The organism is Flavivirga spongiicola, from assembly GCF_030540825.1.
Lineage (GTDB): Bacteria > Bacteroidota > Bacteroidia > Flavobacteriales > Flavobacteriaceae > Flavivirga > Flavivirga spongiicola.
Genome location: NZ_JAUOEO010000001.1, coordinates 4477904 through 4492085, shown reverse-complemented (window position 1 = coordinate 4492085; position 14182 = coordinate 4477904). Strand labels below are relative to the sequence as shown.

Below are 14182 nucleotides of genomic sequence, written 5' to 3'. Positions count from 1 at the left end.
ATTAAATATACCTTCAGATTAAGAGCATAGATATTTTTAGTAAAGCTTTACAAGCTTAATCTTATTTTAAAACTAATTTATAGTAATAAAAAAACATACATAACATGGATATAAAACATTTGAACATAAAAAAAGATACTTCAACAAATAACATATTTTTGAATCAATTGGAATTATTGTATTTAAGGCTTCATGTTCATAATCTAAATGATGCCGAGATAAGCTCTTTTTTAGATATTGATAATAAAAAAACTACTAAAATTAAGAACAATATTAAAAAAAAGTTTAAAACTAAAAACTGGGTAGAAATAATTTTAGAAGCCTTTAATGTGGGCCTTTTACTAAAAAAGGATTTCGTTGAAGATATTATTAAAGAGGTTGCTTTAAAACATACTGAAAACATTTTTGATACTTACATTAATGCTAAAGTAATATCAAATAGCAAACTAAAACAAGATCTAATAGAGTTTTATGTTTCTTGTGAAAATGAAATGTTGGAGTATAGAAAGAACAAACAAAAGTTCAAGCTTGTAAAAGAAGAAATTGATTTTATGAAATATAAATATGAACATCAATGTTTACAAACTCGAGATATATTAAAACATTTAAATATCAAGTTTAATTATTTAAAGCACATAGACGAAAATATTTTTAAGAAACTAGGAGTTTCCAATTGGTTTAATGCTTTTAGAGTAGCATTTCAACTTAATATTTTAGATAAATCTACATATCAGTTTTTGAAAATTGAAAAGGAGCTAAACTACACTCTAAAAAAACTAAATGAGATAATTATGTTTAGTGGATTAGAGCCTTATGAAAAAAAGCTTATGATTTATTCAGAATTAAACGAATTATATATAGCTATCGAATATTTTTATTTATTTAAGAACCCTACTACAACTTTAAGTTTAATGAATTCTAGAGATGATTTATTATCTAAAAAAGCTTAAATGAATATTAATATTAAAGTATTTTCTTTATTAAAATAAAAAGAGATTAACGCTCTTTTTAAGAAAAATGTATTTGATATTATTACTAATTAAAAAATATTTATAGATCATGGAAGGATTAGAAACTGTAAAAAAAGTTAAAATAATAACGGCGAATAGGCCTGTAAAATTGGAAGCGTTGATTAATCAAGAAATAGAATGTTTTTATAAAAAAGGTATCTCAGTTATAGATATTAAATATGCTATTAGTAAAGATATAGGCTCTGCTATTATAATTTATATGGATTATCAGTTATCTAATTTAAAAAAAGCATAATAATTAAGAATATATTATAGATAGATTGAAATCCAGGTTTACAAGTTTTAACCTATTCTTTTTGGTTTTAATATTTTTTACAAATTGAAATTAAAAGTATTATAGTTATTGACGTATTTTTTTCTTGATGATTGTTAATTTCAAAAAGTTAAATGAGACGTAGGTAAGAAAAGTTGAAAAATTTTGTTTATTTGAATTAGTCATTTGTAAATTGAAATTTTAAGTGTTGTTAGTTTTAGAGGGGAAAGAGGGACGTTTTACATCCCTCTTTTTAACTGATCGACTCTGTTGCATCTAATCAGAATAGACTAATCATTTATCTTTAGAAAAAGCAACATGATTAAAGACCATAGTTTTCCAAAACCAATTATTCTTCAAGCCGTATATCTTAGATAATGAATTTTCCTTAATTTCAGGATTTAATATCTTACCAAACAGGAATATCTCAATCATTTCGACTTAGGAAAATTAGAAGAAATTTTAAACAAAGAAAAAGTTAAAAAAGATGATGTTTTCTTTCTTTCTTTCTTTCTTTCTTTCTGCAGGTCGTGTACATATATAGGTAAAGACTATTAATCGCTGAGATCCTGCAAACATCTGATATAACCTTATCGTATTTTTGATTTTGACAGGGTTGATAGTGACGGTAATAAACGAGATCTGCATTTAGAAGAGGCAATTGATGGATCAAGACCAATTGTTGTGTTTAATCAAAGAAGCGTATAGTTTGTAATTGTGGGGTTTTAGAAATAACACGAGTTTAATAACACGATATTAGTGTTCAACGCCGGCTAGTGAATGAGTAAAGGAGGGCTTAAGATAACATCTTGTATATAGTTTAAAGTATCCGAAAAAGATCGTATTGAAAACGAAAACATTAATCTAACTTGGAATTTAGACGCAGTCTAAAAAGTCAAAATTCAGAAATAGAGAGCGTAGGAATGGAGATGCAAAGCGCAGCTTTAAGCACGGAATTCCGTAGCGAATGGTGCTTTAGCGATTTCCTATATTTTGACATGATTTTTTGCTTCGTTTTGTATCAAGACAAAATGAAGGTATAGATTAGTGTGTCTGTTAGAAGTTAAGAGGTTTTGTTGATAAAAATTATTAGATGTAACCCAACATTCACACAACTTTTGTTCCTGATCCCAATTGATGCTATAGATTTTAAATCATATTCAGGGTACAAAACCATAATATGATAAAAAGAAATCAGATGAAATTCACCTTGTTCAATGTGAGTATTTTAAAGCCCAAAGGCTTAATCTGGATATAACTTTACAAAGAAGTTTAGTTGAAATTGATTCATTTGTAGTTTATATAGTTTTAGAAGGAGAGGGCAGTATTAAATTCGAAAAAGGAAGTGTAACTTATAAAAAGGGAGAGAGTATTCTTGTATTTGCGTTTTTTGAACAGGTGATTTTAAAACCAGTAAAATACTCTAAAATTTTAGAGATATTTATCTCAAAGTATTGGTTAGACTTGATAGTGATTGCTTTTGTCTTACATTATGGTCCAGTTGAATCCATATATAATTTAATGTATTGGGTGAGCTATTATAATAGGTAATTGTTTCTATTCATTAATTTTTTGTGAATTATCATCAAGAATGATATCAATACCATAATTGGCTTTCTGTTGCCAATATTCATGTCCGGGAGTTCCAGAGGTGGTTCTATATGAATTGGGAGATGTAAATTTTTGATCCAATTGTTTAAACTTACCCTGTAAAACATTTTTTTGTGAATAAACTAAATTTGAAAAAGCAATTTAATGTGATTAAATATATTGCAATAGCTATAGTGTTTTTATTCATTTTGATGCCGATTTAATTTTAAAACATAGAACCCAATAATTAATTTAGAGGAATGTCTATTATTTAAAATCATTAAGAGTGTTAGTAACAATACCTCCTTTTGCGCTATCTACGGTTACTTTATAATTATTCCCTCCTTTTACAATCCATCTTACTTTAATAACACTATTCCCTGGAATATTGGTTATTTTTATTATAGATGGCTTTATTTTTTGTTCAGTATTGACTTTAAAATCATCATTATTCACAACCATACCTGCCAGTACTTTGCCACCACTAATAGAAATATAATCGGGTCTTTCTATCTTGTTTTTTAAATCTTGACTGGCATGCGTAGGCATCATTCTATCATTTTTGATAATAGCTGTAACTTCTTTTAAACCACCCCCTAAAGACTTCTCTGTAATTTTATCTATTGATAGGTGTGGCATGTGATGAGCGTGATAAAAAGTAAAAACCATATTTCTATGTGCTTCTTCTTCTAACAAAAAACCAGGAGTAGCTCTGCCTACATTTTTTTGAAATCCTCCAATTTCTATATCTCCAAAAGTAGGATGGTCATACGGTTTCCAATTGGTAAAACCATCACCTAATAGTAAATCTTTATTGGCTTTATAATCTACATCTTTAATACTCTTATCTTTATAGTACGCATAATTTGTAAAAATTTCATTGGTAAACGTATATACTCCTCTAGCTCCATAAAACCAATCTAACTCACCTCCAAATACAGAATATAAATCTTTATAAACGGTCATGTATCTATAGCCAGGCAACATTTCTGCTCCTTTTTTTCCTATAGCATCATAAATACGAGTATCTGCTCTATCATATGTGCTTTTATCTTCTTCTGCTCCTGGTCCTCTTAGAAGCATCCCTCCTGAATTATGATAACTTTGAGCTCCAGCTATGTTAGGGTGTTTTAAAACAAAATCTGCAACAGCTCTGTTTTCTGGTGCTGAAAAAGGGTATTTATATGCACCTCCTTGAATATGTGCTGGTTGCCATTTCCATGCCCAATCTCTGTTTGGATCATAATAACCAGGGACATCTTCATTTACACTGCCATCTCCATCGTTATCTAACCCTTCTCCTCCCAGCAACTCATAGCGTTGTACGGTTACAACATCATCAGGATTTATACGAACCATTTTTCTTGGATCTAAAGGGTCGATAATCATATTTCCATTATCATTTTTTCTTCGCATCGAGGTAATAGAACCATCAGCGTCTAAATCATCATAAGTATCTTCATCAAATAAACCATCCCCATCATCATCAATAGCTATCATACCTGACCTTGGACTATGTGCTGTATTAGCCTCTTTCATATAATTATTACGAGCATCGGGGTTAATTGTTGGAACAATATAAAAAATACGATCTCTTAGCATATTTTTTATGTATGCTACATCATTAAAACTTTCTGTAAGATACCATGCTGTATAAATACTTATTTCACCACCTTGAATTTCGTTAGAATGAATGTTTCCATCTACATAAAAACCTGGTTTTCTATCTGGATTTCCCACCGAATAATCAGTGACAGCCAATAACCAAATATCTTTACCTTCTGTAGATTTTCCTATAGATTGACGTTTTACTAAATTTGGATATGCCTCTGCAATTTTCTTACTTAAACTGGCAAGTCCTTCTGATGTATAATATCTGTTAAAAGCAATATTTACTTTGGGGTTATGTGGAGTTCCTGCAGCCCTAAAAAAATCATTTACCTGCTGTGCATAAAGTGAATATGTTGTTGTAAAAAATAATACTACAATGGTAATTATATATGTATAACGTTTCATATTGTAAATGTTTAAAGGTTGATGGTTATGCTTTGCTTTCCTGCATGCGGTGTTGTAGCTTCAATTTGCAACTTACCACGGCCCTTTATTAACCATGAAAGTTGTTTGCTGCTATCTTCCTCTATAATACCCAATACCAGACGTTTTTTACCAGAAAGTACCTCTTGACCCTTTCCTAATTTTAAGCTTACATTTATTTTTCGTAACCATTTGGATTTAGCTCCCATCTCTGTATGTGTAGGGAGTAATCCTTTATTATAAAGGTCAACCGTTATACGCGTAAGATTACTTCCCAAATCTTCTGTTTTTAAATTGATAAGTTTTAGATCAGGTTGAATTTTAGCAATTTCTATAATAAATTCTGAGTGTTTAATCGCTATAGAATCTACTTTACTATAAGGAGGGTTATCCATTATAAAAGGAACTATGCCACCTACTTCTACTTTCTTATTCGGGAAATCTGGATGTTTAATAGAAGTCCATTCCACAAATGTATTTTCAATGCCTTCCTGCTCAGCCCATTTTAAAAAGTTAGCTTTTCTATTTTTAGGAGCCTTAACTAATGAATCTCCTTCAAATTTAGGAAACCACCAAGCGGGCGTACTCATGGCATGTCTTCCGAAATGAAAATAGGACCATTCGAAAAAACCACCTCCTGCAGTTACAGATTTAGGAGCGTCTTTGGTTTTTGTTATTTTATTATATATTTCTGAAATATGCTTATTCAGTTTCTCATCTTTTTTTAGAATACTAGTAATAATCCTCTTATTTGCTCTATCTGAATTATATTTTAATGGAACAGATAGGTTATTAGAAGGTCCAAAAGTCAATATGCTGTGAATATTCCAACGCTCATAAAGAAAATCTAACAAGGCTCTATTTTCTAATTCAGAAACGGCATGTTCTCCGGCTCCAGATTTAAAATACGGGTAGTTATAGGTGAGGTTTTTATTGAAAGCAACACCACCTATTCCATCTTCATTAAACACCCCATCTTTGTCATTATCTATACCTTCACTAAATATCTTATGTGTTCCTTTTTCTCCTTTTTGAGGGTTAGCTTTTACCATGATACGGGGATCCTCTTCTAGTGGCATATAATCTCCGGTCGGGTCTTCTACTCTAATTAAGGTAATTAATTTATCATTATTTAAGTCCTCAAATCCATCTTCATTAATACTTCCATCCCTATCATCATCGGTCTTTTTTGCATTAGCAACACGTTCATATTTGAGTTTTCCGAAATATTGAGCTGTAGCATCTGGACTTAAATTTGGGAAAATATAAAACGTCGTCTGATTGAGTACAGATTTATAATTCGTTAAAATTCGTTCAGCCATTTTTACACTTAGCTCAATACCTAATAAATGATTTCCACTAACACCTCCTGCTATTACTATTGCCGGATGGGCTTCTGGTTTTCCATTTGAAAGCGTAAGCACCCAAACATCTTTACCTCCTAATGTTTTTGTTAATGATTTTAACGAAGCATGTGATTTGTGGTTATTTACCAAATTACGTAGAGCTTTGTTAATATCTTCATTATTACGATAGTTTTGTTGTGCTAATACTGGTGAAAAGCAAAGGCAAATACACCAAGCAGATAGCTGAAAAAAAAGATTTAATTTCATATTAATTTAGCGGTTATTTTTAAGTTTCGAAAATTAGTATTTGTATAATAATTTGTATCAAAATTTAAGAATACTTTAAGAAAATAGCTGCTATTTTAACATATTGAAAATACGATTGTTTATAAAAGTAATATTTCTTAGGGAGGTTGTTTTCTATTTCTAGGAAACAGCTTTCTAAATCAAAACGACATCATCAAGGGACTCATGACTATTGAATTAGAATGTAGGGGATAGGATAAAAGGTTTATTTAATAACTTTCCTCTTTTTTTAATTTATGGAATATTAAACTAACAATTGTACCTTTCTCTTCTATACTTTTTACTTGAATTCTCCCCTTATGGAGATGCATAATTTGTTTACAAAGACTTAATCCAATACCACCACCAGATTTTTTAGTACTAAAAAAGGGAATAAATACGTCATCAATTATTTCGTTTGGAATGCCTTTACCATTGTCTTTTATTCGAATTATAGGTTGTCCATCAATACTCTTTTGAGTTGACAAAATAATTTTTGGTGACTCAATACCTTTACAGGCTTCAACGGAGTTAAGTATTAAGTTAATGAGTACTTGTTCAATCAAATAAGAGTCTATTTCTATTTCAAGATTAAAATTTTCAATTTCAAAATGTAATGCAATGCCCTTGCTTTCAAGGGATGGAAGCATTAACGTTTTTATATTTTCAAATAATTCAACCACCAATATTTTACTTAAATTAAGTTTGGTGATTTTATTCAAACTTCTGTAGGTTTTTGCAAATTTTAATAAACCTTCGCTTCTTTTCTTAATGCTTTCAATACCAGTATCTAAATCGTTCATATCTATTTGATGATTTTCTGGATGTTCTATAGATTGTTGGACTTTAGATTGTAAAGTTTCTGCTAATGACGATATTGGTGCAATAGAGTTCATTATTTCATGGGTCATCACACTTAATAATTTCTTCCATGCCTCCGTTTCGTTTTGCGTTAGGGTGCTATCAATATTTTGTATAACTATAAGTTTATAAGAATGTTCTTTTATCTGAAAAATAGAACTCGCAATTAATAGTTTTGTTTTTTCATTTTCAATGTCTACTGTAATACTATTTTCACTTGTGTGATTTTTCACGAAAACGGAATCAAATAAATCTGGTTTTCTATTTTTTACAAATTGGATGTTTTTAAGTGAAGGAATGTTTAGATTTTTTTTAAATGAATCGTTAATCCATAAAACTTCGCCAGAGTCTATGTTATATGCAATAATACCTGTATTAATTAATTCGAGGATTTTTTTAAGATATAAATGCTGAGCTTCCTTTTCTTTATTTATCTCATGTATGGTTTTATTAACTTCGTTAAAACCTTTATGCAATTCTCTAAGATCTTCCGCTCCAGATTTTTCGTTAAACCACCGTGAAAAATCTCGATATTTTACCGATTCAAAAAAATCATCCATTTCAGAAAACCTTCTAAAAACGAATCGATAAAGATTTCTAAAGGAATAAAATAAAATAAATAATATAGGAATTAGTATGACGATATTAAGAGGCAAGTTCTTTTGAAAATCTAGTATACTTATAGCAAACGCTAAGGCCGTTAGCGCAAAAAATAAAATGATGACTCTAATTACTAGAGCTAATTTATATTTTCTATAAGCCATACTTGTTTAATCTTCTATAAAGCGCTGTTCGTGTTATTCCTAATTCTTTAGCAGATTTAGAAATGTTGCCATTATTTTTTTCAATAACTTTTAAAATGGCATTTTTCTCAATGGTTTCAAGTTTTAAATCGGGAGTGCCTATATTATTTCCTTTTTTTTCTATAGGAGAAAATACCAAATCTTCTTTATATAAGCAGTCTCCATCCGCCATAATTACTGCTCTTTCTAGGGCATATTGAAGTTCTCGGACATTACCAGGGAAACAATAGCTTTTTAATTTTTCAATAAAGCCATCATCCAATTTAAAGCTGGATTTTAAATACTTTTCAGCATATAGCTTAATAAAATGTTTAGCCAGTAAAACAATATCTTTATCCCTATCCCTTAAAGGCGGAACGATAATTTCTACAGTATTGATTCTATAAATAAGGTCTTTTCTAAAATGGGCCTCATTTGCAAGAAATTCTATGTTTAAATTTGTAGCACAGATTAGTCTTATATTAATGTCTATAGAATTATTGGAGCCTAAAGGTGTTACTTTCCGATTTTGTAAAACGGTTAAAAGTTTAGCCTGTTGTTGCAGGCTAATATTTCCTATTTCATCTAAAAAAAGAGTACCGCCATCTGCAGCTACAAATCTTCCGGGTCTATCATTTTTTGCATCTGTAAAAGCCCCTTTTTTATATCCGAATAATTCGCTTTCAAAAAGTGTAGCAGTTAGGGATCCTACATCAACTTTAACGAAAGGCTTGTTTTTCCGTAATGAATTATCGTGTATGGCTTTAGCAATTAAATCTTTACCTGTGCCATTTTCTCCAAGAATTAGAATATTGGCATCGGTTGGAGCAATTTTTTTTATCTTCAAAAAAACATCATTCATGGCATGACTTTCACCTAATATTTCGGTTCGTGTAATTGAAAAATCTGCTTTTTTAAATGTGTTTGATTTCTTTTTATGAAGTATGTCTGTAATAGATTCTATGAGCTTGGTATTTTCCCAAGGTTTTACTAAAAAATCTGAAGCCCCTTCTTTTAAAGAGCGTATAGCTAAATCTAAATCTCCGTAAGCCGTTATTAAAACAACGGAGACTTCTTTATCAATTTCTTTAATTTTGTTAAGCCAATAAATACCTTCGTTACCGGTATGTATAAGGCCGTTAAAATTCATATCAAGAATAATAATATCAAATTTAATTTTCCGTATCAAAGAAACTATGTTGCCTGGGTTTTTTTCTACAACAACATCTTTAACTTTAGATTTTAATAATAACCTCATAGCAGTTAGCACATCGGCATCATCGTCTACAACTAATATGTTAGCGTTTTTTAACAACATAATTACAATATTACAATAATAATGAGCTCATTAAAAATTATTAAAGTATAAATATTGTATTGATTAAAAGTGTTTTATTATCGAACATGATTGTATCATTTTCGAACACCTATTACTTGCTTTGTGTTTTTAATATGCTGATTTAAAGATGTTTATAATATGGCACAATAATGCCTGTATAGAATATAAATTTTACTATAGCATGGACATCCCTCTAGAGAAGAAACGATTTGATAAGAAAAAGTTAAGTATAGCGGTTGGAATAGTCCTTTTGATTTCATTAATCACTTTTGTAGTTATTTCTACTGGAGGAAGTTCAAAATTAAACGTAGATAAAGAACGAATTTCTGTTAACGAAATTAAGGAAGGTATTTTTCAAGAAAACATTCCGGTAACCGGAAATGTAATGCCCATAACCACTATATATTTGGACGCTCTTGAGGGAGGCCGAGTAGATGAAATATTTGTAGAAGACGGTGCTATTATGAAGCAAGGCGAACCCATTCTCAGATTATCTAATACCGACTTGGAATTAAGTTTAATAAACCAGGAAACGGCAGTTTATAACTTATTAACGCAAATGCAGATATCTCAAAATGCAGCGCGACAAAATACCATTAATAAATTGAATAGAATGACCGATGTCGAGAATGCGCTTATTGAAGCCGATAGGTTATATATGCTTAATAAAAAACTGTATGATGAAAAAGCTATAGGACGTCATGAATTTCAAGAATCAAAAAATAATTATAACTATCAAAAACAGCGTTTACAACTTGCTCAACAAATATTAGAAGAAGATTCCATATCGGTAAAACAAGAAGCTAATCAAGTGCAAAGTTCGTTTGTGAGAACTCAAGGAGCCTTAAAATTAATGCGAAAAAAGGTTGAAGATTTGGTTGTAAAAGCACCCGTTGACGGACAGTTAACATCGTTAGATGCCGAAATTGGACAGTCTAAAAATAAAGGTGAGCGTTTGGGGCAATTAGATGTTTTAAGTGGGTTTAAAGTACGTGCCGATATAAACGAACATTATATTTCCAGAATCTATGCTGGACAACGCGGAACATTTAGTTTTAATGGTAAAGAATATAAACTTATCATTAAAAAAGTATACACTCAAGTAACTGGCGGGGTATTTCAAGTAGACATGCTTTTTGAAGAAAAAGTGGAAGGTATTCGTCGGGGGCAATCATTACAAATACGATTGGCTTTAAGTGAAGAAAAACAAGCTATTCTTGTTCCAAAAGGAGGCTTTTTTCAACAAACAGGAGGCAATTGGATTTTTAAATTAAATGAAGAAGGTACGATAGCTTATAAAGTCGATATTCGACTTGGTACAAAAAATATAGAGTATTATGAAGTTTTAGAAGGATTGGAACCTGGAGATAAAGTTGTAACATCTAGCTATGATACTTACGGCGATAAACAAGAATTGGTATTAAAGTAAACAAACAGACATTATGATTAAAATTAAAGATTTAGAAAAATATTATAAGACAGAAGAGCTGCAAACGATTGCTTTAAATAAGTTGTCTTTTGAAGTAAAACAGGGAGAGTTTATTGCAGTTATGGGACCATCAGGTTGTGGTAAATCTACCTTACTTAATATTTTAGGAATGCTAGACGATTCAGATGGAGGTAGCTTTGTTTTTAATGGAGAAGAAGTAATTAATTATAATGAACGAAAAAGAGCCAACATACGTAAACACAATATAGGTTTTGTATTTCAAAGTTTTAATTTGATAGATCAACTTACCGTTTTTGAAAACGTTGAACTTCCTTTAATATATACGGGTATAAAAAAAGCTGAGCGTAAAAAGAGGGTAGAAGCAGTGCTTGAAAAAATGCAAATTATGCATAGACGTAAGCATTTTCCGCAACAGCTTTCTGGTGGGCAACAGCAACGTGTAGCCGTAGCTAGAGCTGTAGTAAACGATCCTAAATTAATATTGGCAGATGAGCCTACAGGAAATTTAGATAGTAGTAATGGAAACGAGGTTATGGAATTACTAACCGAATTAAATGATCAGGGAGCTACTATCATTATGGTAACACACAGTGAGCATGATGCTAAATATAGCCATCGTATTATAAGAATGCTAGATGGACAAAAAGTCACTGAGAATAGTTTGATATAAACAATGAATCTATGTTTCTATATCATTTGTTGATGCATTTAAGAATTGAATAAAAAATAATAGATCAAAAACGAACAATCATGGTTCGAAATTATTTCAAAATAGCATTTAGAAACCTTAGGAAGGACAAAGTGTTTTCCTTAATTAATATAATAGGACTGTCTATTGGACTTAGTGCTTCTTTTGTAATTGGACTCATTATTTTCTATGATCTTACCTTCGATAAGTTCCATCCAGATAATGACCGTATCTATCGCATTACCAGTAATTTTACAACTCCTGAAGGGGAGTTTTATAATTCAGGTACTCCAATACCCCTGGGTGAAAGTTTAAAGAATACTACACCAGAAGTAGAAATCGCAAGCCCTTTTTTCACGTTATCTCCTGAAAATGTGAGAAATAGTGAGCTAAATAAAGTCTATACGAATCTGGAAAAGGTAATTTATACTGACAACAATTATTTTCAGTTGTTTCATTATCAATGGCTTGCTGGTGTTTCTGAAAATGTATTGACAAATCCTAATGAGGTTGTTCTTAGCGAGAATAGGGCTCAAAAATATTTTCCATCAGTGCCTTTAGAGCAAATAATAGGAAAAACTCTTATTTACAATGATTCTATCGCAGTAAATGTAATTGGTATTGTAGCTAATTTTAAAAAGCGTAGCGATTTGCTTTTTGAAGAATTTATCTCAGTAAAAACGGTAACCACCCAAGATATGGGAGTTATAGATGTTGATGCGAGTTGGAATACTACAAATTCTGCTTCACAACTATTTATAAAAACCAATAAGAATACACACATATCATATGTGAAACAACAGTTAAACATATTAGCAAAAGAGCATGAGGATAAACAATTGGTAGCGTTTGGTATGGAAAGAAAATTCCATTTACAGCCTTTGAAAGATCTACATTTCAATCTTGATTACGGTATTTTTAATGACAGCCCTAGTCCTGCAAGTAAAGCTACTCTTTGGGGGCTATCCTATATTGCAATGCTCTTACTCCTTTTAGGGTGTATTAACTTTATTAATTTAAGTACAGCCCAAGCTACAAAACGTGCAAAGGAAATAGGCGTACGTAAAACGTTAGGAAGTTCTAAAAATCAACTTGTTTTTCAGTTTTTAATAGAAACATTGTTATTAACTACTGCCAGTTCCATTTTATCAATTTTATTTTCAATTGGATTACTTCGGGTATTTTCAGATTTTATATCACAATCGGTGAATTTTGAGTTATTCGCTAATTTTGAAATACTTATATCGATTATTATATTACTATTGATAATCACATTGTTGTCAGGATTTTATCCAGCATTTGTAATTTCAAAATTTAAGCCTGTATTGATTTTAAAAAATCAAATAACTTCAGGTAAAGATAAATTTTCTCTGCGTAAATATTTGGTCGTTTTTCAACTTCTAATCGCTCAAGTTTTTATTATTGCAACTATTCTTATCGGTAAACAATTACATTTTTTAATAAACAAGGATATGGGTTTTAAAACAGATGCTACTGCATTTATTAGAACTTGGCGCAATCCATCAGCAGATAAACGTTCAAGATTCATAGAAGCAATAAAGACAGTACCTCAAATAAAGTCTGTAAGTCTTGGAGGAAACCCTCCTGCATCAAATAGTACTATTTCGAATATGGTTACCTATCATACTAATCAAGGGGAAATTCATACCAGTTTACAATTTCTTTATGGAGATCAAGATTACCGTAATGTATATAATATAGAACTCTTAGCAGGGCGTGAACGATTAAATGATAGTGTACAGGAATTTATAATCAATGAAGCTTGTTCAAAAGCATTAGGATTTAATAACCCGCAGGAAGCTATTGGGAAAATTCTAAAGATGGACAACCTACGTATTCCTATTGTTGGTGTTATGAAAGATTTTAACCAACGTTCCCTAAAAACAAATATAGAACCCATGGCGTTAATTGGTGATTGGCATCGTTCACAATTCAATACCATTCATTTTTCACTAGATAGACAAGCTTCCATGCAGTGGTCCAAAATAATAAAGCAGATGAAGAATACTTGGAAAACTATTTACCCCGAAGCTGTTTTTGAGGTAAATTTTATGGATAGCACTATAAAACAATTTTATGAACAAGAACATAAAACAGCCACATTATCAAAATGGGCTACAGGTCTTGCAATTCTAATTAGCTGTATGGGATTATTGGGATTGGTAACACATACCATTGAACGACGTACAAAGGAAATAGGAATAAGAAAAATTTTGGGCGCTTCCCTAACCCGATTAAACTTTTTGCTTTACAAAGAATTTTTGGTGTTAGTTCTGATTGCTTTCAGTATTGCTGTGCCTATAGCTTGGTGGGCACTCAATCGTTGGCTTGAAGATTTTGCTTACAGAACGGCACTGAGTTGGTGGATTTTTATTCTCTGTGGTTTAGCGATGCTATGTATTGCTCTAATTATTATGAGTATTAAGACCATCGTTTTAGTAAGAACAAACCCCGTAGATACCTTACGAATTGAATAAAACTCTAAACCTATGAGGTTTCCAA

Annotated in this window: 11 protein-coding genes; 6 read left to right on the top strand and 5 right to left on the bottom strand. The window is 30.9% G+C overall.

The window, feature by feature from the left end:
• Window positions 1-104 precede the first annotated feature (104 nt).
• From Q4Q47_RS17895 to Q4Q47_RS23860, 3 genes are all read left to right on the top strand, one after another.
• On the top strand, window positions 105-950 hold the full coding sequence (locus tag Q4Q47_RS17895; protein ID WP_303308009.1) for a hypothetical protein: 846 nt from the start codon (window positions 105-107) through the stop codon (window positions 948-950).
• A 109-nt stretch (window positions 951-1059) separates the two neighbouring features.
• Window positions 1060-1266, top strand: coding sequence for a hypothetical protein (locus Q4Q47_RS17890; RefSeq protein ID WP_303308008.1), 207 nt, complete (start codon window positions 1060-1062; stop codon window positions 1264-1266).
• Window positions 1267-2487: 1221 nt separating this feature from the next.
• Window positions 2488-2835, top strand: a complete 348-nt coding sequence (locus tag Q4Q47_RS23860) for a hypothetical protein (protein WP_408612155.1) — start codon at window positions 2488-2490, stop codon at window positions 2833-2835.
• A gap of 6 nt (window positions 2836-2841) precedes the next feature.
• Here the strand turns inward: Q4Q47_RS23860 and Q4Q47_RS17885 are convergent, their stop codons facing one another.
• The 5 genes from Q4Q47_RS17885 to Q4Q47_RS17865 all read right to left on the bottom strand — a co-directional run bounded on the left by Q4Q47_RS17885 (window position 2842) and on the right by Q4Q47_RS17865 (window position 9500).
• Complete coding sequence (locus tag Q4Q47_RS17885; protein ID WP_303308007.1) at window positions 2842-2976, bottom strand: hypothetical protein; 135 nt, start codon at window positions 2974-2976, stop codon at window positions 2842-2844.
• 165 nt (window positions 2977-3141) lie between these two features.
• Window positions 3142-4890, bottom strand: a complete 1749-nt coding sequence (locus Q4Q47_RS17880) for a M14 family metallopeptidase (protein ID WP_303308006.1) — start codon at window positions 4888-4890, stop codon at window positions 3142-3144.
• A gap of 11 nt (window positions 4891-4901) precedes the next feature.
• On the bottom strand, window positions 4902-6521 hold the full coding sequence (locus Q4Q47_RS17875; RefSeq protein WP_303308005.1) for a M14 family metallopeptidase: 1620 nt from the start codon (window positions 6519-6521) through the stop codon (window positions 4902-4904).
• Between the two features lie 248 nt (window positions 6522-6769).
• Window positions 6770-8164: a sensor histidine kinase gene (locus Q4Q47_RS17870; RefSeq protein ID WP_303308004.1), complete on the bottom strand. Its 1395-nt coding sequence runs from the start codon at window positions 8162-8164 to the stop codon at window positions 6770-6772.
• Window positions 8154-9500 carry a sigma-54-dependent transcriptional regulator gene (locus Q4Q47_RS17865; RefSeq protein ID WP_303308003.1) on the bottom strand — a complete coding sequence of 449 codons (1347 nt, stop codon included), beginning with the start codon at window positions 9498-9500 and terminating at the stop codon, window positions 8154-8156. Before Q4Q47_RS17865 ends, Q4Q47_RS17870 begins: the two co-directional genes overlap by 11 nt.
• A 202-nt stretch (window positions 9501-9702) precedes the next feature.
• On the opposite strand from Q4Q47_RS17865, the gene Q4Q47_RS17860 reads away from it, so the two are divergent.
• From Q4Q47_RS17860 to Q4Q47_RS17850, 3 genes are all read left to right on the top strand, one after another.
• A complete protein-coding gene (locus tag Q4Q47_RS17860; RefSeq protein WP_303308002.1) occupies window positions 9703-10950 on the top strand; it encodes an efflux RND transporter periplasmic adaptor subunit in 1248 nt (415 codons plus the stop codon).
• 13 nt (window positions 10951-10963) lie between these two features.
• The gene (locus tag Q4Q47_RS17855; RefSeq protein WP_303308001.1) at window positions 10964-11641 is read left to right on the top strand and encodes an ABC transporter ATP-binding protein; all 678 of its coding nucleotides are present in this window, start codon (window positions 10964-10966) and stop codon (window positions 11639-11641) included.
• Window positions 11642-11721: 80 nt separating this feature from the next.
• Window positions 11722-14157 (top strand): ABC transporter permease, encoded by a 2436-nt coding sequence (locus Q4Q47_RS17850; protein WP_303308000.1) that lies wholly within the window; start codon window positions 11722-11724, stop codon window positions 14155-14157.
• Window positions 14158-14182 lie beyond the last annotated feature (25 nt).